Raw genomic sequence first — 16,918 nt, forward strand, 5'->3', positions numbered from 1 at the left:
GCCCGCATCACGATGGACATCGATGTGGCTAATGATCCCCGTGAGATGTGCGGACGTCCCGCGGGCTGTTGAGAATTTCCAGGAGGCTGGTTGCGATGTGCCTGGCCTCGTCATCCTTGAGGCGCAGCAGGAAGGGGGGCATCAGGCCGGCCTGCAGGCCCACCACCGCCAGTCCGTGCTCATCCGTGCCGACATCGATGGTTGAGGAGGTGACCTCCACCAGTTCTTCCGGAGCGTCATCGCCAGTCTCGCCGCTTTCGCCGATGGCGATGAGGAGTTGGCTCAGGGCCTTGACGAGCGAGCGCGCGGCATGCGGGTCCATGACGACCGCCGTTGATTGTTCGCCCTTCTGGAAAGCGAGCTGGATGTTGTCGCCCTCGAGCGTGACGGAAATGCCTGCCATTGCTTGTCCTCATCCTTCCCAATGGCATATGGGGTCCGTGCGCATTCGGGAAAAGGTAAGGCCTTGGTACGACAGATGCGCCTTGTCCCCAAGAGGTAGAGGCGCATCAATGTTAGCAGGGGGCGGCTTTTCAGGGGAAATCTTCCCTCTTGAAAAGCCTCAGAGGTCAGGTGCTGTCCTTGCGCCCCGACGATCCGCCTTCACCTGTTCCTGTCGTGCTCATTTCAGGCTGCCCGACCGTTCCGGCGCCCGCTGCGCCCGCGCCGGAGAGCATGCTGCCGCCCATGCCCATATCGGCATATTGCTGGATGCGCAGGTTGTTCTGCACATGGGTGACACCCGAGACGGTTTCCGCGATGTCCTCCGCATGGCGCTTCTCGAAGCGGCTGTTTACCGTGCCGCTCAAGGTAACCTCGCGATTGGAGACCGACACCTCGATCTCGGAAGCATCGATATGCGGATCGTCCGTCAGGCGATCGTTCACGTCTTCCATGATCCGCGCGTCTGAGCGCTGATAGCCCTTCGGCCCGCGGCCGCGATGGTGGCTTGCCTGGCGCACGTCCTGTTCGCGGCGGCGCTCGGCTTCCTCATCTCCGAACCAGGAGCGGACCTCGTCTCCGGCGCGCTCGAAGAAGCCTCTGTCCTCATGATAATCGCGGGAACCGCGACCGAAGGTGGCCGAGCTGTAGCGGTCCTGGTCCCGGCCATAGACACCTACGGTGCGGGGACGATAGCCCCGATCACGGTCCCAGCTTTTGCCGGAGCTGAAGATCGATGAAGGGTCGTAGTCACGGTCCTCGCCGACGACATCCCGCCAGTCGCGGGCCGAGCCACCCGTGCCGTAGCCGGTGGAATCCCCGTAATCGCGCCTGGGCGTCCTCTCATAGCTGGCGTCCCGGTTGCGGTCAGGGGCATAGCCGGCACGTTCATTGCCGAAGCCTCGACGGGCGATGTAGCCGTCCTCGTCGCGATAACGATCATTGGCCATGGGAGCGCTCCTTCCATTGTTTTTGGGGATAGGCCCGCCATTGAGCGAAAGCCTTGCTCCATCAACGTGAGGCCGCAAAAGCCGTTCCTCACGGTACCTTTTGAGAGGTTGTGCTTGAACGCCTTTGCCGGGATCGCCTTGACGGGGTGGTGCAATCATCCGAAGCCGAGGTTTCCCGTGGCGGATCTATCAGACTTGAGCGACGAGGCTTTGGCGGTCTTCGCCTTTGCGGCCTATCACCAGCTCTCCAGCGGACAGGTGGTGAGGAGCGTAGTCCGGCGCGACGGAGCAGGCCACAAAGCCAGCGACGAGGCCGTTTCCGAGTTGCAGGGCAGGGGGCTTATCGAGGCCGATGGAGATGAGATCCGCTTCACGGGCGAGGGCGAGAAAGCTCTCCAAGCCCTTGTCTCGAGCTTCAGAGGCGCTCGGGCTACCTAACATGGCTTAGCCGTCCTGCCTTGCAATTGCCCTATCCTTACCCTACCTTCTCGCCATCGACATTTGGCCGGACGACTGGGCTACTTCGCTTTGGCACTGCCGGGCGCACGTTCCTTCTCTCTACCAATATCGACTAACGGGCGAATTGGCTTTGAGCCCCCGCCCACGTGCAAGCGACAGTGAAAGGATTTCCCATGGAACAGGGAACCGTGAAGTGGTACAATGAAACCAAGGGTTATGGTTTCATCCAGCCCGACAATGGCGGCAAGGACGTATTCGTGCATGCGACCGCGCTTGAGCGCGCCGGTATGCGCGGTCTGCGCGAAGGTCAGAAGATCTCCTACGAGCTTCAGACTGACCAGCGCACCGGCCGCACCTCTGCAGTGAACCTGCAGAACGCGTAAGGTTTGATACTTGAGAGCGTGTCCGGCACGCTCTCTTGCCTATCGGCCGTTCCGCTTGAGGGGCGGCTTTTTTATTATGAGAAAGGCTTTGCATGGCAAAGGAAGAACTGATCACCTTCGAAGGACTTGTGACCGAGATTCTGCCGGATGCGCGCTACCGCGTGCAGCTCGACAATGGCCATGAGGTCATCGCTTACACGGCCGGCAAGATGAAGAAGAACCGCATCAAGACGCTCGCGGGTGACCGCGTCACCGTCGAGATGTCGCCCTACGATCTCGAAAAGGGCCGGCTCATCTTCCGCCACAAGGACTCGGGTGCATCGTCCGGCCCGCGTCCACCGCAGCGCGGCGGCCAGCAGTTCCGGCGCCGGTAAGCCGATTGCGCGCGCCTTAAGCGGCGCAATTCCTGTCTCGTCGTTCGATGAATGAAAGCCCGGGAGCGGTCTTCCGCTTCGCCGGGCTTTGGCGTTTGGAATCGACGGGGATCAGGCCACCGCGTGCATGACCGAGAGGGTGACGCGATCGGGGCCGATATCCTCATCCATATCCTCGAAGTGCATGAGTTCTGCGAGGCGATTGCGCGCACGGTTCACGCGGCTCTTGATGGTGCCAACGGCGCAGCCGCAGATCTCCGCCGCCTGCTCGTAGGAGAATCCCGAAGCGCCGACCAGCAGCAGCGCCTCGCGTTGATCATGCGGCAGACGTGCGAGAGCCTTCTGCAGATCCTCGAAATCGAGGTGGGGCATCTGGTCCGGCTGCACGGAAAGGGCGGCTGCGTACTTGCCGTCAGCATCCTCCACCTCGCGCCGCCGCTTGCGGTATTCGGAGTGGAAGAGATTGCGCAGGATGGTGAAGAGCCACGCCTGCATGTTGGTGCCAGGCTGGAAGCGATCGATATTGGCGATCGCGCGCATCAATGTTTCCTGAACGAGATCGTCCGCACGGTCCACGTTGTTCGTCAGAGAAATGGCGAAGGCGCGCAGGTTGGGCGTCGCCTTGAGCATGGAATCGCGAAGATCGGTATCGATGCTCATGATTGCTGTTTCTCCGGCTTCCGTTCGTCCAAACGATTGATGATCTCGATGAAACGATCCGGAACCGGCTGCTCTCCGAGCGCTAGTGCTTCATAAAATTGACGCAGACGCTGACCGAGCTGGGACTGAACCGAACGGCTGAGCGCTGGCGACGAGGACTTTCTGAGGCCCGGAACAGGCTCTGGATCGTAGTGGGGCATGTGACTTGGATTCTTTTTCTGCATCGGGTCGTCCTGATCCGTAGAGAGCGGCGACCTCCCGCAGGGGTCGCGCTACACGGCGGCACCCAATCGCCGTGAGTGTAACGCCAAGCCATCTTGATCGTTCCTTTACGGCAGAGATTCATTCCGCGTGATTCCGCGCGGTATTCGGGAACCAAATTCCAACGGCCAAGTTTCCCTGCAACAGCTCAGTTTCGGTTGAGGTCCGCGAACTCTGTTGCGTGGTCGTCCGCGCAGGAAGAAGTGCTCCTCCAGCCGAAGCCAAGATTGGAGGCACATCATGGCCGTCAGCACCATCCTGCTTATTCTCGTTATTCTTCTGCTCATCGGCGCCGTGCCGGCGTGGCCCTACAGCCGCGGCTGGGGCTACGGCCCGAGCGGCCTTCTCGGCGTGATCCTGCTGATCCTCATCATCCTGCTGCTGATGGGACGGCTCTGACGGGCAACGGCGACGATGATAAAAAGGCGGCCTTCGAGCCGCCTTTTGCTTTTGCGCCTAGATCTGTTCTGGCGTCGGGTTGCTCAGCTTGTATCCATCCGCAGATTCCCATCGGCCGTCGCATCATAGTTACAATTCTGCCACCGGCATTCGAGAGCTCGCCTCTGGCGGCAGGCATCGCGTCCCTCGAGCGGTGCAGGCTTCTTGAATGGCAGGGCCGACTCTCATCAAGTCATTGTGCTGAGAAAGAATCCCGTCATTTGCCATCTTGGCGATTAAGGGGGCGCTCTCGAATTCATGCGAGGGGCAGCCGATATGCAACGAGATCTCGCTGTTCATGTCTGGCCAATCCACGCAAGCGCGAGGCATCGCAGGCCCGACCGGTCGCTAAGAGCAAAAGACATTCCGGGTTCTCGCCCAACAGTGTAGATTAGGTCAGGGGCTTCGGAGAAAGCGATGCCCATTTTCCTGGATCGTCATGACCTGAAGGGTTTGACAGCCGCGGATATCGCCGAGGCTCACCGGAAGGATTTGGAAGTGCAGGGGCGCTACGGAGTGCGCTTCCTGACTTATTGGTTCGATGACACCCGCGGCACGGCATTTTGCCTCATCGACGCTCCCGATATTGAGACGGCCATGCGGGTTCATGACGAGGCACATGGAGCGATCGCACGGGACGTTATCGAGGTCGATCTCTCTGCCGTAGAAGCTTTCTTGGGCCGTGTTTCTGATCCGACACCGGCGGCGCGAGGCTCCAAGCCGCTGATCGATCCGGCCATGCGCACCATCATGTTCACGGACATTGTCGATTCGACCGGAATGACGGCTCGTCTAGGCGATGTGCGAGCGGTTGAGATGGTGCGGGCTCATGATGCACTGGTGCGTCGAGCCCTGAACGACAAGGGCGGGCGTGAGGTCAAGCATACCGGCGACGGCATTATGGCGTCATTCGACGATGTGGTCGCAGGCGTGGAATGCGCCCGCGCGATTCAACAGGCCTTCGATGCCTTCAATCTTGCGAGCCGGGAGAAGCTCCAAGTGCGGATAGGGCTCGATGCCGGCGAGCCGGTGGCCGATCATAACGATTTGTTCGGAGCGACCGTTCAGATGGCGGCCCGGCTCTGCCAAAGTGCCGAGCCTGACACCATCGTGGTTTCCGAAGTCGTGTCCGGACTGTTGCCGGATCGGGTCAAGCTCATGAACCTCGGTCAAAAAGCCTTGAAAGGTTTTGCGCGGCCTGTTGCTGCATTCGAAGTGGCTTGGCGCTGACACGCGGGTGGCAGGGGGCAATGTTACCGCCCCTTGCGCCCTTTGTACTTCGGCTTCTGCCCTGCGAACCCTTGCGTCGAACGGCCCGTTGGACGCTCGCGGAAGTTCAGCGGAATCTCGCGGTCGGTGCCGGGGCCCATTTCGTCGAGGCCGGGCTTGCGGATGCGCGTGCCTTCATCCGAGCGGCCCTTGCCGAGCGGACCATAAGTCTCGGAATCCTCGTCGCCCTCGCTCGCATCTTCCGATGAAGCGGGAAGACCTTTCGGCGGCAGGTTGGCGTTGCGGCCGTATTTGCGCGAGCCGCCATACTTGCCGGCATCGCGCTCCACATCGCTCTGGCGCGCCATCGGATCGTCGCTGATAGCAAGCTCCGTCGCCTGAAGACGCTTGAGTTCGTCGCGCAACCGTGCGGCTTCCTCGAACTCCAGGTTCGCGGCGGCTTCGCGCATGCGCTTTTCCATATCCGCGATGACGGCCTTGAGGTTGTGACCCACGGTCTTGTCGGCAAGCCCCGTATCGACGGAAACGTGATCGCGCTCGTAGACGCTCTCCAGAATGTCCGCGATGTTCTTCTTCACCGATTGCGGGGTGATGCCGTGCTCGGCGTTGTAGGCGAGCTGCTTCTCGCGACGGCGGTTGGTTTCCGCAATCGCGCGCTCCATGGATCCGGTGATCTGGTCCGCATAGAGGATTGCCTTGCCTTCCACGTTACGCGCCGCGCGGCCGATGGTCTGCACGAGCGAGGTCTCAGAACGCAGGAAGCCTTCCTTGTCCGCATCGAGAATAGCGACGAGCGCACATTCCGGAATGTCCAGCCCCTCGCGCAGCAGGTTGATGCCGATGAGCACGTCGAACGCGCCAAGACGCAGGTCGCGGATGATCTCAATGCGCTCCAGCGTGTCGATGTCCGAGTGCATGTAGCGCACGCGCACGCCGTTCTCGTGGAGGTATTCCGTGAGGTCTTCCGCCATGCGCTTGGTGAGCGTGGTCACAAGCGTGCGGTAGCCCTTCGCGGAAAGTTCCTTCACCTCGTGCAGCAGATCGTCCACCTGCGAACGGGCGGGGCGGATCTCCACCACCGGGTCCACGAGACCTGTCGGGCGAATGACCTGCTCGACAAAGACGCCGCCGGTCTGCTCCATCTCCCACTTGCCGGGTGTGGCCGACACGTGGATCGATTGCGGGCGCATGGCATCCCATTCCTCGAAACGCAAGGGGCGGTTATCGAGGCAGGAGGGAAGGCGGAAGCCGTATTCGGCAAGCGTCGCCTTGCGGCGGAAGTCGCCGCGATACATGCCGCCGATCTGCGGCACGGTCACGTGGCTCTCGTCGGTGAAGACGAGCGCATTATCGGGCAGGTATTCGAACAGCGTCGGCGGCGGCTCGCCGGGCTTGCGACCCGTGAGATAGCGCGAATAGTTCTCGATACCGTTGCACACGCCGGTGGCCTCGATCATCTCGAGGTCGAACTGCGTACGCTGTTCCAGCCGCTGCGCTTCGAGCAGGCGGCCCATGCGGGCGAGTTCCTGCAGGCGGTGCTGCAACTCGTCCTGAATGCCCTTCACGGCCTGCTGCAAGGTCGGGCGCGGCGTCACATAATGCGAGTTCGCGTAGACCTTCACGAAGGAAAGATCGTTGGTCTTCTTGCCGGTGAGAGGATCGAACTCGACGATGCTCTCGATCTCGTCGCCGAAGAGGCCGATGCGCCAGGCGCGGTCTTCCAAGTGGGCCGGAAAGAGTTCAATGACATCGCCGCGCACACGAAATGTGCCGCGCGCGAAATCGCTCTGGATGCGCTTGTACTGCAATGCCACGAGATCCGCGATGAGCTGGCGCTGCTCGATGCGCTCGCCCACCTTCACGGAGAAGGTCATTGCCGTATAGGTTTCGACCGAACCGATACCGTAGATGCACGATACTGACGCCACGATGATCACGTCGTCGCGCTCCAGCAGCGCACGCGTCGCAGAGTGGCGCATGCGGTCGATCTGTTCGTTGATGGACGATTCCTTCTCGATGAAGGTGTCCGAGCGAGGCACATAGGCCTCGGGCTGGTAGTAGTCGTAATACGAGACGAAGTATTCCACCGCGTTGTCGGGAAAGAACGACTTGAACTCGCCGTAGAGCTGCGCGGCCAGCGTCTTGTTGGGCGCGAGGATGAGGGCGGGGCGCTGCGTCTCCTCGATCACCTTCGCCATGGTGAAGGTTTTGCCCGAGCCGGTGACACCGAGCAGCACCTGATCGCGCTCGGTGCGCCGCACGCCGTCCACGAGTTCGCGGATCGCCTGCGGCTGGTCGCCGGAGGGCGTGAAATCGGATTTGATCTTGAACGGAATGCCGCCTTCCGACTTCTCGGGACGCGGCGGGCGGTGCGGCACCCAGGGCTTGCCGTTCTTGAAGCGGGGATCGCCTTCGGTCAGCAGCTTCGTGAGCGCATCGACCGTGGCCGTGACGCCGGAGCCGGGCGCGAGGTCTCCCAGCTCGTCCGCTACGTCCGGCCCGTCGTCAGGCCCTTTGAGACCCAGCTTCTTGGCCAGTGCCGGATCGACATCCGCGATGTCGCCGTGGATGAAGGTTTCCTGCGCGCGCTCGGCAAAGCCCTCGGCCGCCTCTCGCTCCCGGTTGACGGCGGGATTCAAGAGATCGGCCAGATAGGGATCCAGCGGCTTCAGTTCAGGTTTGGACGCCTTCCCGGTGGAAAGCTTGGGCTTCTTGGGTGACTTGGCCATAGAACGAATATGGTACAAAAAAGTGAAGATTGAAAGGGTCGGAGATCTCTTCCCAACCGTCAGGATGGAAAGACCGGCGAGGTCGAGACACACTTCCCCGCAGGCGAGGCCGATCTGAAGAACGTCGATACCAAGACGGATGGCAAGATCGATCTGAGTGCCTCGCAGGACGGAGCTCTTCGTGAGCCCGACGCCGGGCATTGGCTCGACTCCAGCCGTTTCGCGACGGCCAACGAAGGTGATTGGAAGGGCGGCTCGCGCGGCCTTACCATCTTCAACAGGGACGGCTCCGTTGCCTACGAATCCGCCGCGAGCCTGGAGCACGAGATCGTATCGCTCGGCCACTATCCTGAGAAGCGCAACAAAATGGGCGCGGAAACCGAAGGTGTGGAACTGGCCGCTACGGCAACGAACGCCTAATCTTCGTCGGCTCCGAGCGCGCATCCATCGTGGTCGTGTATCGCGATACGGGCGCAGCACCGGAGCTGCTGCAGGTCCTGCCGACGGGCATTGGCCCCGAAGGCCTGCTCGCCATTCCCTCCCGCAACCTGTTCGTCGCGACGAGCGAAACCGATCTGCACGGCGATGGCGGTGCTGCCCCTCACGTGATGATCTATCAGCGCGCCGAGCGTGAAGCTCCTGCTTATCCCACCATCCGCTCGACCAAGAGCACCGATGGCCTGCCGATTGCTTGGGGCGCATTGTCCGGCATCGCGGCTGACAAGGTGGAGAGCTTCGCCATCAACGCTGCGGGCGATGCCTACATCATCGCGGACAATGATGGCGTGGACAACTCGTCCGGCGAGACGCAGTTCATCAAGCTCGGAGAGCTCTGAGCGTCTGCTGTCAAGGCTTGAACGAGTGCGAGAGGGCTGCTCCTGGGGCCGCGGACCCAAAAGTGGATTCCAGTCTTGGGATTCATCCGATGCTCATTTCCTAGAGTAGCGCATCGTGCGGAAAACCGGGCCCACTTTTCCGCACGATGCGCTAGAGCAGCCCTTGTTCGTTTTAGGCCGTGTGTTTCCGAGCCTTCTTGCCTCCCCGCAGCGCCTTCACCAATGGCACGGCCACATAGTGGATGAGCGGGATCAGCACGGCGCCCAGCAGGAGGCCGAAGAGGCCCGAGCCTGCTGCCGTAACAAGCCATTCCACAGCGCCGCTGAAGGCGGGGAGCGCATGAGCTGCGGCAGCCGCGATGTCGTGGATCGTGTGGCCCAGCCACGCGAAACCGTAACCTTCGAGCCCGTGAACGATGATGCCGCCGCCGACCCAGATCATCGCAGCGGTGCCGACGACCCCGAGAATGCGCAGGAGCACCGGCATCGCGCGCACGAGGCCGCGCCCGAAGCCGCGCGTGATCGGAGCGAGCGCTCTGTCGACGGATGAGGAGCCATTCCCGTTGCGCCGCACGAGGCTGGAGACCGGGCGGTCGTTGGTGGCGAGTGCCACACCCGCATCATCCGCCTTCACAATCAGCGCCACGCCGCCATAGACCAGCGCCGTGATGCCGATGCCGACCGCTGCGAGCACAAAGGCCTGCATCGTTGTCGAGGCCTCGGAGACAGTGCCAAGCGTGATCGCCATGATCTCGGCGGAGAGGATGAAGTCGGTCTTGATCGCGCCGCTGACCTTCTCGTCCTCAACACTCTGGGCCGTCTGCACCGCTTCGCCGACCGCGGCCTCATGCTGATGCGCGCCGTGAGGGAAGAGCGCTTCAAAGACCTTTTCCGAGCCCTCATAGCAGAGATAGGCGCCGCCAATCATGAGCAGCGGCGTGATGGCCCAGGGCGCAACGAAACTCAGGAGCAGTGCTGCCGGCAGCAGATAGATCAGCTTGTTCTTGAGAGAGCCCCAAGCGATCTTGCCGACGATGGGCAATTCGCGCGAGGCCGCAAAGCCCACCACGTAGCGCGGTGTGACCGCCGCATCGTCGATCACCACACCCGCTGCCTTCGCGCCCGCCTTGGCCGCCTGAGCCCCCACATCATCCAGGGAGGCTGCGGCCACCTTGGCCAAACCTACAATGTCGTCCAGCAGGGCGATCAGGCCGATGCTCATGAGGGCTCCTGTCGAAAGGGAGGCGAAGAGGTTAGAGAGGTTAGAATGCCCGGGAGCAGCTAAACCGCTTCTCCCGGTTTCGACAACGCCCGAGGTGCAATTTCGGTGCAAAGGCAATCAGGGCTTCACCGCCTTCAACGAGAAGGACAGCGGGATGGGCACCGAGCCGTCAGGAAGACGGAACAGGAGCTTTCCGGCAGGAACCATCACCGGAAAGAGTTTGTAGGGCAGGAACTCGTGCTCGTGCAGGAATTCCAGATGCAGGCCAGCTTCGAGAAGGCCGCCGATGATGTCGGAGAGCGGGTGGATCCAGTTGTAATCGACCGTCTTCTCCTTGTGCACGTCGCCCGTATAGGAGGTCGCCTCCTCGAACACGTCAGGCTTATCCATGGGCGTGCGCCAGCCATAAGTCGGCTCGAGATGGCCATCCCGCAGATCGAGGACCTGTGCAGATGGATGAGAGTCGAGGAAGTAGAAGCTGCCACCCGGCGCCAGCATGTCGGCCACGACCTTCGCCCAGCGCTTCACATCCGGCAGCCAGCAGATCGTGCCCCAGGTGGAAAAGACCATATCGAAATGGCCGTCGACCATCTTGCGGGCATCATAGACGTCGGCCTCCACGAAGGTGGCGGGGAGATTTGCTTTCTTCGCGAGATCCCGTGCGCCTTCGATGGCCACTGGCGAGAAATCCAGTCCCGTGACGATGGCGCCGCGACGGGCGAGCGAGAGAGTATCAAGGCCGAAATGGCATTGCAGGTGCAGGAGCCGCTTACCTTTTACGTCTCCGATTTCGGAGGCTTCGATGGGATAGAGCTTGTCCTCTCCGGCGAGGAAGCCATCCACGTTGTAAAAACCCGTTGCGTCGCGGATGTGCAGCGCAGCCCGGTTGTTCCAATTCGATAGATTGGCTTTCTGCCAGGGCGCTGCCATGGGGGTTCTCCGAAGGTTATCTCGTTCCTGAGTCTGCGTGCATAGGACACTCGTTGACCTTTGTAAAACCGACGCATGAAAAGGCGGCTTTTGCCGTGGAAAGTCGCCGGAGGAAAGCAACGCATGAAATGTAAGGATCTAAGGATCAGCCCGGCAGCAGCACCATGTCGATCACATGGATCACGCCGTTCGACTGCATGACGTCGGAAATCGTGACGATGCACGGGCTGCCCTTCTTGTCCTTAATGCTCAGCCCGTTGCCGGAGGGTCCATGACTGGCTGCAGGAGAGGAGAAAATTTTTAGCGAGAAGATTTTGAGAGCTTCAAGCCGAGAAGGCCGTTGGCCCTCTCAGGTAGAGTTCGATACGATCAAGTTCGACCTTGGTGTCGGGCGTCTCTTTCGGCTGCGCATTCAGAACCGGTGTGTTTTCCGGCACAGAAACGACCGGAGCTTCCGTGTCATGACTGAGCACTTCGTTGATCGCCTGCAGAACCTCGTCCTGCGTCGTCTCTTCAGGGCTTTCTTCGGGATTGCGCGGAGTCATGGCGTCCTCCTTCGGCAGTCGGCGAGAGTGTTTGCTCAATCCATGTCGCAAATAGGGCACCGTCACAGTGCCGTCGATGCTGTGCCTTTGACGACAGGACCCCTTGGCAGTCCTGTCTGCGAACCGGTCAGGGGCTCGACCGGGATCGCAAAGAGTTGATCCGAATGCGGCGAGGCATGTTCTGCATATTGAGCAAAACCGTCTTGTCCGCGTGGATCATCCCCACGGAAACGGGGGCAGACGGATCCGAAAACGTCCAGACCTGGATGGAGTGAGTGTGCGAGATCTGCATGTCGTCGAGCAGCGTCGGCTCCGCGCCGCCATCCGCAAAGGTGCGCAGCAACGTACCGGGCTCGTTGGCATCGTTCATGAAAACCCGACCAGCACAGGTTGGCGCGATGCCTTCAGTGCAGAGAAGCTTAAAGCCCCCGCGAGAGCGAGTAGCCTTTGCACGCGAGCTGACTGCCTGGATGCACAGGATGGAGAATTATTCTTTGCAGGTCGCCGCTCAGGCGCAGCTGCGGCCCATGGCGTTGAGGCCTTCATCGAGAAGATCGGCAAGGTTTGGGATGCCGATGAGCCAGTCGGCGGTAGAGAGGGAGCTTGCTTCCTCCCGCTCGCGGGCCAAGCGTACGGCATCCCCCCATTCCTCGGGTTCCATATCGCCCCGGCCGATATAAACAAGAGCGATCAGATCCGCGCGCTCATCATCATTGAGGCCTGCGATCACGTCTCGAAGCTCCGCTTCCGTGGCATCATCGGGCGAGGAGGTGAGGGCGTCGACGGCACCATCATCGATAGGGTTCGAGCCCGAGGCAGGATCCGTGGGGCCCTCTTTCACGTCAATGGCCCTGACGCGGAGAATGAGTTCGCATACCTTGTCGAGCGCGATATCCATCGAAATCCTCTTGAAGCAATCTTTGCTGAATCCTGTGACAGGAAAACCCTCAAGACAGCTTTCGGTTCGGCAGGCGGCCAGGCTTTCGGCGCTACGGAGCGCCACCCGTATCCTGCGGTAGGGGGCGCTTGCCGGAAATGCACTCAGCCCCGTCCACATGCACTTGTCAGGGCAATAGGAACATTATTTCATGGTTCAGATGGAGACTGGTTCTCAAGGGGAGAGAGAAATGAGTTTTGAAACGCGTGGCCTGAGGACATTGATTGCCTCTATGGTATTGAGCATCGGGCTCTCCAGCGCCGGTCTGGCTCAGCCTTCCTCCGCCAACCGCCTTGCCCCGTCCCGACCAGGGACTGATGTTTACATCCTCTCCTTCGGCCTATGGGGGCCGCAGAGCGTTTTCGAGAGTGAAGCAAAGGGAGCAGCCCGCGTGCTCGAGGCGAGCCTGCGGAGTAAAGGCCGCACCATCGTGGGCTTCAACACCAAGCGCAGAGCAGGCGCGACCCCGCAGACGATCCGCAATGCCGTGCAGACCGTCGGTCGCGTGATCGACTCAGACGACGTGCTGATCTTCTTCCTCACCTCGCACGGCAGCTCGGAAGGCGCTGCCATCGTGGCTCAGGATGATCACATGATCATCACGCCAGACAACGTTCAGCACCTGCTGCAGGAAAGCGGTGCGCGTTATCGTGTCGTTATCGTCTCCGCCTGTTATTCCGGTGTCTTTGCGAGGAAGCTCGCGGACGAGCGCACGCTCGTCATTACAGCGGCGTCGGCCGACAGGTCCTCGTTCGGCTGCCGGGATGGGGCGACCTGGACCTATTTCGGCGACGCTTTCTTCAACAAGGCCATGCGCAGCGAGAGCCGCCTTGATGTTGCGTTTGAAAAGGCGCGTCTTCTCGTCACCCGGCGCGAGCAGCGTGAGGGGTTCGATTCTTCCAATCCTCAGATTGCAGGCGGTTCCGAGGTGCTGGCGCGGCTCGGTGAGCGTGCGACTGCTCCCGAGCAACAAACGTGCCGAGGGCCGCGAGCCAACGCTCAACCCGCCGCCTGTTGACCCCCAAATCCGAGCGGCCGATCTGGCTGCGGGAGTAGAGCGCGAGCGCTGAGCGGTCCTCATCCAGCGCGACAACCTGCGCCACAACGGTGTCGGGATAGCGCATGAGCTTCGTGCGCACGAGAAAGCGATCCTGCGCCGCGCTCGTTTCCAACAGCGACGTGTTGCGTTCTGATAAGGCTACTTCGGAAACGATGGTGCGAAGGCGGGAAGCTGGCAGGGGAAAGACCGGCGGCTCATCATCAGGCTTCGCAGCCGGGCAGAAGTCCTTTGGGCAGATGAGGGCGTCGTTCGGGGTCTTTCGCCGTCTGAGCGTCTTGAAATCGACCGCGCCGAGATCGGGAGAGCCGAAGATCCATTGCCAGAAGCGATCGAGACCTGCCGTCCAGACGCGTCAGGGGGCGAGGCTTAAGGGATGGGCACTTGTCTTCTTCGCCATGCCTTGGCCTTGCACGCTTGACACCACGCTTCAGAAGACTAGGGCAGGGAACAGTATTCTCCCACTCGTCCTGCCTCGTGATCCTCATGAATCCTCAGACCGCACCTGTTCTTCTGCTGATCGCCTCGAACGTCTTCATGACCTTTGCCTGGTACGGGCATTTGAAGTTCAAGACGTCACCTCTCTGGATCGCGGTGATCGCGTCCTGGTGCATCGCCTTCATCGAATACTGGTTCGCCGTGCCGGCCAATCGCATCGGCTCGGCCGTCTATTCGGCAGCCGAGCTGAAGACCATCCAGGAAGTGATCACGCTGCTGGTCTTCGCGGGCTTTTCGGTGCTCTACCTGAAGGAGCCGCTGAGCTGGAATCATCTCATCGGCTTCGTGCTGATTGCTTCAGGCGCAGCCTTCATCTTCCATGGGCGGTAGGCCCCACGGCTACCCCGCAGGCCTCATGCGGAGAATGCGGCCCTGCCGGGAATCTGTCAGGAGATAGATCAGGCCGTCGGGCCCCTGGCGCACGTCGCGGATGCGCTCGCCCAGGTTCTGTAGCATGCGCTCCTCACCGGTCACCCTGTTTCCGCTGATTTCAAGTCGTGAGACGAGCTTGCCGGCGAGCGCCCCCACGAGAATGCTGCCGCGCCAAGCCGGGAACTTGTCTCCCGTGTAGAAGGCCATGCCGGAGGGGCCAATGGACGGGTCCCAGTAATAGATGGGCTGTTCCAGCCCCGGCTTTCGCGTACCCTCGCCGATCTTCTGGCCGGAATAGTGCACGCCGTAGGAGATCACGGGCCAGCCGTAGTTCCTGCCCTTCTGCGGAATGTTGACTTCGTCACCGCCCCGCGCGCCGTGTTCCACGGTCCAAAGCTCTCCCGTCGTCGGGTGAAGCGCCGCCGATTGGATATTGCGATGGCCCAGAGACCAGATCTCGGCACGCGCATCCTCGCGGTTGAGGAAGGGATTGCCGGGGGCCGCGCCGCCTGTCGGCCTGATGCGGACGATCTTGCCGAGATGGTTGCTGAGGCTCTGCGCCTGATCGCGCAGATCGTTCCGTTCGCCCAAGGTCACGAAGAGGTTGCCGTCGCGATCGAAGTTCAGGCGCGAGCCGAAATGATGGGTGCCTGCATAGGAGGGTTCCTGGCGGAAGATGACCCGGGTGTCCTCAAGCGCCGCTCCATCCTGGCTGAGGCGTGCGCGCGCCACGCTCGTGCCGTTCCGGCCTTCGCCCCTATCCTCGGCAAAGCTCAGGTAGATAAGGCGATTTTGCGCAAAATTCGGATCGAGCGCCACATCAAGAAGGCCGCCCTGGCCACGAACCGAGATGTCGGGAAGACCCTTGATCGGCTCCGAGAGCTTGCCTTCCGTATCGACGATGCGCAGCCGCCCGGACCTTTCCGTCACCAGCATGCGGTTATCGGGGAGGAAGGCGAGGCCCCACGGATTCTGGAGATTGCGGGCCACAGTCTCGACGATCACCTCGACCTTGTCGGTGCGAAGGCGCTGCGTGTCCTGCGCAAAAGCAACCGGAGCTGCGGCAAGAGTCAGGACGCAGGCAAGAGCAAGGCGAAGGTCATTCATGAGGGCTCTCCGTCAGTTCAAGGCCGAAGAGCTAACCTCTCGGCACGAGGCGTCAACCTCGCTGCCGTTCACTCACGTGTTACCTGATGGAATAGGCGTGGACAGTATTGGTATCCCGTGCCGACAAAGTCTTCGTAGTCGCCAATACAGAAAGCGTGGCGAGTCCCATCAGCATGATCAACGCCAGTGAGCAGCGGCTTTGCTGACGAAGATCCATCCGATGAGCCCGTGACGCGACATGATTTCTAGGACGGTAGGTCTTCATGGGTACTTTCCCCAGGAGGGCCAGGGTGGGTCTGGAGAAAAAACCCATTCATTTCAAGAAAGTTCCGCCGGGTGCTGAAGTCTTTCTTTCGAAGATCTTTTCAAGTGCTGTCGTTAACATATCGTTAACCAATATTAACGCATCGAGGTGTGGGTTAAGAAAGAAGATCAGGCAATGAAAATGGCCGGGACTAAGCCCGGCCGCACAATGAGAATGAGCGTTCAGCAGGGTTACTCTGCCGCGATATTGGCCGTCTTGATGATCTCGGCCCAGGTCTGAATTTCCTTAGCCAGATAAGGTTTGAAGGCCTCAGGATCGCGCACGTTCAAAGTAAAGCCGAGCTTCGTGATGCGCTCTTTCACATGCGGCTTGTTGAGGATTGCGATGATCGTGCCAGAGAGCTTGTCGAGGAGGGGCTTGGGCGTGTTCACAGGGGCGAAGAAGGCAGCCCAGGATTCCGCATCTGCATTGGTGATGCCCTGTTCGCGCAAGGTGGGCACGTCGGGAGCCAGAGGATTGCGCTGCGGGCTCGCCAATCCGATAGCGCGCATCTGTCCGGCCTGGAACTGGGATAGCACGCTCGGCAGGGTCGAGTTCGACACTTCGATGCGCCCGGCCATCAGCTCCGTCACCAGAGGGGCTGCGCCCCGGAAGGGCACGTGCGTCATCTTGATGCCTGTGCGGGTCATGAACAGCTCGGTTGCCAGATGCGAGCCGGAGCCGATGCCGGTCGAGCCGTAATTGAGTCTGCCGGGGTCCTTCTTCGCCAGTTCGATCAGCTCCGGAATGGACTTCACGGGCAGATCGTTCTTGACCACGAAGACGTGCTCAAAAGCGCCGGCGCCCGCGAGAGGCGCGAAGTCCTTCACCGCGTCATAGCCCGGCTCTTTGAGCAGGAACATGTTGTTCCCGTGGGTCTGGTTGTTGCCGAAGACGATAGTGTAGCCGTCGGGCTCGGCGCGGGCGACGGCCCGGGTGCCGATGGCGCCCGAGGCGCCTGCCACGTTCTCGACGATCACGTTCTGGCCAAGGTCCTTTCCCATCTCCTCCGCCACAATGCGGGCGATCACGTCGGTCGGGCCACCCGCCGGGTAGGGCACCACCATCTTGATGACATGGTTGGGATAGGGCTGGGCGATGGCCGCCTGAGAGAGCAGGGTGGCTCCAGCGACGAGGCCGAGAGCCATGCGGCGGGTGATGGAAAAGGTCATGAAAAGGTCCCTC

At 61.1% G+C, this 16,918-nt stretch carries 21 protein-coding genes and 1 pseudogene; 8 read left to right on the forward strand and 14 right to left on the reverse strand.

Going from position 1 to position 16,918, the window contains the following annotated elements:
- Positions 1 to 28 precede the first annotated feature (28 nt).
- Positions 29 to 403, reverse strand: a complete 375-nt coding sequence (locus AA309_RS06805; protein ID WP_047188262.1) for a hypothetical protein — start codon at positions 401 to 403, stop codon at positions 29 to 31.
- Positions 404 to 569: 166 nt separating this feature from the next.
- Positions 570 to 1,391: a BON domain-containing protein gene (locus AA309_RS06810; RefSeq protein ID WP_047188263.1), complete on the reverse strand. Its 822-nt coding sequence runs from the start codon at positions 1,389 to 1,391 to the stop codon at positions 570 to 572.
- A 177-nt stretch (positions 1,392 to 1,568) separates the two neighbouring features.
- Here AA309_RS06810 and AA309_RS06815 point away from each other — a divergent pair, with 177 nt between their 5' ends.
- The 3 genes from AA309_RS06815 to infA all read left to right on the forward strand — a co-directional run bounded on the left by AA309_RS06815 (position 1,569) and on the right by infA (position 2,607).
- Complete coding sequence (locus tag AA309_RS06815; RefSeq protein ID WP_047188338.1) at positions 1,569 to 1,829, forward strand: hypothetical protein; 261 nt, start codon at positions 1,569 to 1,571, stop codon at positions 1,827 to 1,829.
- A 194-nt stretch (positions 1,830 to 2,023) separates the two neighbouring features.
- Positions 2,024 to 2,233, forward strand: coding sequence for a cold-shock protein (locus AA309_RS06820; RefSeq protein ID WP_047188264.1), 210 nt, complete (start codon positions 2,024 to 2,026; stop codon positions 2,231 to 2,233).
- Positions 2,234 to 2,325: 92 nt separating this feature from the next.
- On the forward strand, positions 2,326 to 2,607 hold the full coding sequence (gene infA / locus AA309_RS06825; protein WP_047188265.1) for a translation initiation factor IF-1: 282 nt from the start codon (positions 2,326 to 2,328) through the stop codon (positions 2,605 to 2,607).
- A gap of 111 nt (positions 2,608 to 2,718) precedes the next feature.
- Here the strand turns inward: infA and AA309_RS06830 are convergent, their stop codons facing one another.
- The gene (locus AA309_RS06830) at positions 2,719 to 3,267 is read right to left on the reverse strand and encodes a sigma-70 family RNA polymerase sigma factor (RefSeq protein ID WP_047188266.1); all 549 of its coding nucleotides are present in this window, start codon (positions 3,265 to 3,267) and stop codon (positions 2,719 to 2,721) included.
- The gene (locus tag AA309_RS06835) at positions 3,264 to 3,491 is read right to left on the reverse strand and encodes a NepR family anti-sigma factor (protein ID WP_047188267.1); all 228 of its coding nucleotides are present in this window, start codon (positions 3,489 to 3,491) and stop codon (positions 3,264 to 3,266) included. Before AA309_RS06835 ends, AA309_RS06830 begins: the two co-directional genes overlap by 4 nt.
- Before the next feature lie 277 nt (positions 3,492 to 3,768).
- Between AA309_RS06835 and AA309_RS32885 the strand changes: the two genes are divergently transcribed.
- Together AA309_RS32885 and AA309_RS06845 are read left to right on the forward strand one after the other, a co-directional pair.
- Positions 3,769 to 3,927 carry a DUF3309 family protein gene (locus AA309_RS32885; RefSeq protein ID WP_047188268.1) on the forward strand — a complete coding sequence of 53 codons (159 nt, stop codon included), beginning with the start codon at positions 3,769 to 3,771 and terminating at the stop codon, positions 3,925 to 3,927.
- A 456-nt stretch (positions 3,928 to 4,383) separates the two neighbouring features.
- Positions 4,384 to 5,196: a nickel-binding protein gene (locus AA309_RS06845; RefSeq protein WP_047188269.1), complete on the forward strand. Its 813-nt coding sequence runs from the start codon at positions 4,384 to 4,386 to the stop codon at positions 5,194 to 5,196.
- A 23-nt stretch (positions 5,197 to 5,219) separates the two neighbouring features.
- Here the strand turns inward: AA309_RS06845 and uvrB are convergent, their stop codons facing one another.
- Positions 5,220 to 7,925: an excinuclease ABC subunit UvrB gene (gene uvrB / locus AA309_RS06850; protein ID WP_047188339.1), complete on the reverse strand. Its 2,706-nt coding sequence runs from the start codon at positions 7,923 to 7,925 to the stop codon at positions 5,220 to 5,222.
- A 449-nt stretch (positions 7,926 to 8,374) separates the two neighbouring features.
- On the opposite strand from uvrB, the gene AA309_RS35765 reads away from it, so the two are divergent.
- Positions 8,375 to 8,761: a hypothetical protein gene (locus AA309_RS35765; RefSeq protein WP_052954517.1), complete on the forward strand. Its 387-nt coding sequence runs from the start codon at positions 8,375 to 8,377 to the stop codon at positions 8,759 to 8,761.
- A 172-nt stretch (positions 8,762 to 8,933) separates the two neighbouring features.
- Here AA309_RS35765 and AA309_RS06860 read toward each other — a convergent pair whose 3' ends face one another.
- The 6 genes from AA309_RS06860 to AA309_RS06880 form a co-directional block, all read right to left on the reverse strand.
- The gene (locus AA309_RS06860; protein ID WP_047188270.1) at positions 8,934 to 9,983 is read right to left on the reverse strand and encodes a DUF808 domain-containing protein; all 1,050 of its coding nucleotides are present in this window, start codon (positions 9,981 to 9,983) and stop codon (positions 8,934 to 8,936) included.
- A 117-nt stretch (positions 9,984 to 10,100) separates the two neighbouring features.
- Complete coding sequence (locus AA309_RS06865; protein ID WP_047188271.1) at positions 10,101 to 10,913, reverse strand: class I SAM-dependent methyltransferase; 813 nt, start codon at positions 10,911 to 10,913, stop codon at positions 10,101 to 10,103.
- A gap of 145 nt (positions 10,914 to 11,058) precedes the next feature.
- On the reverse strand, positions 11,059 to 11,226 hold the full coding sequence (locus AA309_RS37390; protein WP_084730952.1) for a fasciclin domain-containing protein: 168 nt from the start codon (positions 11,224 to 11,226) through the stop codon (positions 11,059 to 11,061).
- A 10-nt stretch (positions 11,227 to 11,236) separates the two neighbouring features.
- A complete protein-coding gene (locus AA309_RS06870) occupies positions 11,237 to 11,458 on the reverse strand; it encodes a hypothetical protein (RefSeq protein WP_047188272.1) in 222 nt (73 codons plus the stop codon).
- Positions 11,459 to 11,585: 127 nt separating this feature from the next.
- Entirely contained in the window at positions 11,586 to 11,828 is a 243-nt protein-coding gene (locus AA309_RS06875) for a hypothetical protein (protein ID WP_047188273.1), read from the reverse strand.
- Between the two features lie 138 nt (positions 11,829 to 11,966).
- On the reverse strand, positions 11,967 to 12,356 hold the full coding sequence (locus AA309_RS06880; protein ID WP_047188274.1) for a DUF3775 domain-containing protein: 390 nt from the start codon (positions 12,354 to 12,356) through the stop codon (positions 11,967 to 11,969).
- 229 nt (positions 12,357 to 12,585) lie between these two features.
- Here AA309_RS06880 and AA309_RS06885 point away from each other — a divergent pair, with 229 nt between their 5' ends.
- Positions 12,586 to 13,413, forward strand: coding sequence for a C13 family peptidase (locus tag AA309_RS06885; RefSeq protein ID WP_084730922.1), 828 nt, complete (start codon positions 12,586 to 12,588; stop codon positions 13,411 to 13,413).
- Positions 13,414 to 13,435: 22 nt separating this feature from the next.
- Here AA309_RS06885 and AA309_RS37580 read toward each other — a convergent pair.
- A pseudogene (locus AA309_RS37580) lies at positions 13,436 to 13,768 on the reverse strand (DUF1499 domain-containing protein); the annotation flags it as partial.
- 170 nt (positions 13,769 to 13,938) lie between these two features.
- Here AA309_RS37580 and AA309_RS06890 point away from each other — a divergent pair.
- The gene (locus AA309_RS06890; RefSeq protein ID WP_047188340.1) at positions 13,939 to 14,280 is read left to right on the forward strand and encodes a DMT family protein; all 342 of its coding nucleotides are present in this window, start codon (positions 13,939 to 13,941) and stop codon (positions 14,278 to 14,280) included.
- Between the two features lie 9 nt (positions 14,281 to 14,289).
- Here the strand turns inward: AA309_RS06890 and AA309_RS06895 are convergent, their stop codons facing one another.
- Positions 14,290 to 15,429 (reverse strand): PQQ-dependent sugar dehydrogenase, encoded by a 1,140-nt coding sequence (locus AA309_RS06895; protein WP_047188276.1) that lies wholly within the window; start codon positions 15,427 to 15,429, stop codon positions 14,290 to 14,292.
- Between the two features lie 495 nt (positions 15,430 to 15,924).
- Entirely contained in the window at positions 15,925 to 16,905 is a 981-nt protein-coding gene (locus AA309_RS06900) for a Bug family tripartite tricarboxylate transporter substrate binding protein (RefSeq protein ID WP_047188277.1), read from the reverse strand.
- Between the last annotated feature and the right edge of the window lie 13 nt (positions 16,906 to 16,918).

It is taken from the genome of Microvirga vignae (genome assembly GCF_001017175.1).
GTDB lineage: Bacteria > Pseudomonadota > Alphaproteobacteria > Rhizobiales > Beijerinckiaceae > Microvirga > Microvirga vignae.

Excerpts from the sequence above, each read along its gene's own strand:
- AA309_RS06810 (WP_047188263.1), bottom strand. The coding sequence starts at position 1,391 with ATGGCCAATGATCGTTATCGCGACGAGGACGGCTACATCGCCCGTCGA.
- AA309_RS06875 (WP_047188273.1), bottom strand. The coding sequence starts at position 11,828 with ATGAACGATGCCAACGAGCCCGGTACGTTGCTGCGCACCTTTGCGGAT.
- AA309_RS06830 (WP_047188266.1), bottom strand. The coding sequence starts at position 3,267 with ATGAGCATCGATACCGATCTTCGCGATTCCATGCTCAAGGCGACGCCC.
- AA309_RS06890 (WP_047188340.1), top strand. The coding sequence starts at position 13,939 with ATGAATCCTCAGACCGCACCTGTTCTTCTGCTGATCGCCTCGAACGTC.
- AA309_RS06885 (WP_084730922.1), top strand. The coding sequence starts at position 12,586 with ATGAGTTTTGAAACGCGTGGCCTGAGGACATTGATTGCCTCTATGGTA.
- AA309_RS06895 (WP_047188276.1), bottom strand. The coding sequence starts at position 15,429 with ATGAATGACCTTCGCCTTGCTCTTGCCTGCGTCCTGACTCTTGCCGCA.
- infA (WP_047188265.1), top strand. The coding sequence starts at position 2,326 with ATGGCAAAGGAAGAACTGATCACCTTCGAAGGACTTGTGACCGAGATT.
- AA309_RS06820 (WP_047188264.1), top strand. The coding sequence starts at position 2,024 with ATGGAACAGGGAACCGTGAAGTGGTACAATGAAACCAAGGGTTATGGT.
- AA309_RS06870 (WP_047188272.1), bottom strand. The coding sequence starts at position 11,458 with ATGACTCCGCGCAATCCCGAAGAAAGCCCTGAAGAGACGACGCAGGAC.
- AA309_RS06845 (WP_047188269.1), top strand. The coding sequence starts at position 4,384 with ATGCCCATTTTCCTGGATCGTCATGACCTGAAGGGTTTGACAGCCGCG.
- AA309_RS06865 (WP_047188271.1), bottom strand. The coding sequence starts at position 10,913 with ATGGCAGCGCCCTGGCAGAAAGCCAATCTATCGAATTGGAACAACCGG.
- AA309_RS06900 (WP_047188277.1), bottom strand. The coding sequence starts at position 16,905 with ATGACCTTTTCCATCACCCGCCGCATGGCTCTCGGCCTCGTCGCTGGA.
- AA309_RS32885 (WP_047188268.1), top strand. The coding sequence starts at position 3,769 with ATGGCCGTCAGCACCATCCTGCTTATTCTCGTTATTCTTCTGCTCATC.
- AA309_RS06860 (WP_047188270.1), bottom strand. The coding sequence starts at position 9,983 with ATGAGCATCGGCCTGATCGCCCTGCTGGACGACATTGTAGGTTTGGCC.
- AA309_RS06835 (WP_047188267.1), bottom strand. The coding sequence starts at position 3,491 with ATGCAGAAAAAGAATCCAAGTCACATGCCCCACTACGATCCAGAGCCT.
- AA309_RS06880 (WP_047188274.1), bottom strand. The coding sequence starts at position 12,356 with ATGGATATCGCGCTCGACAAGGTATGCGAACTCATTCTCCGCGTCAGG.
- AA309_RS06805 (WP_047188262.1), bottom strand. The coding sequence starts at position 403 with ATGGCAGGCATTTCCGTCACGCTCGAGGGCGACAACATCCAGCTCGCT.
- uvrB (WP_047188339.1), bottom strand. The coding sequence starts at position 7,925 with ATGGCCAAGTCACCCAAGAAGCCCAAGCTTTCCACCGGGAAGGCGTCC.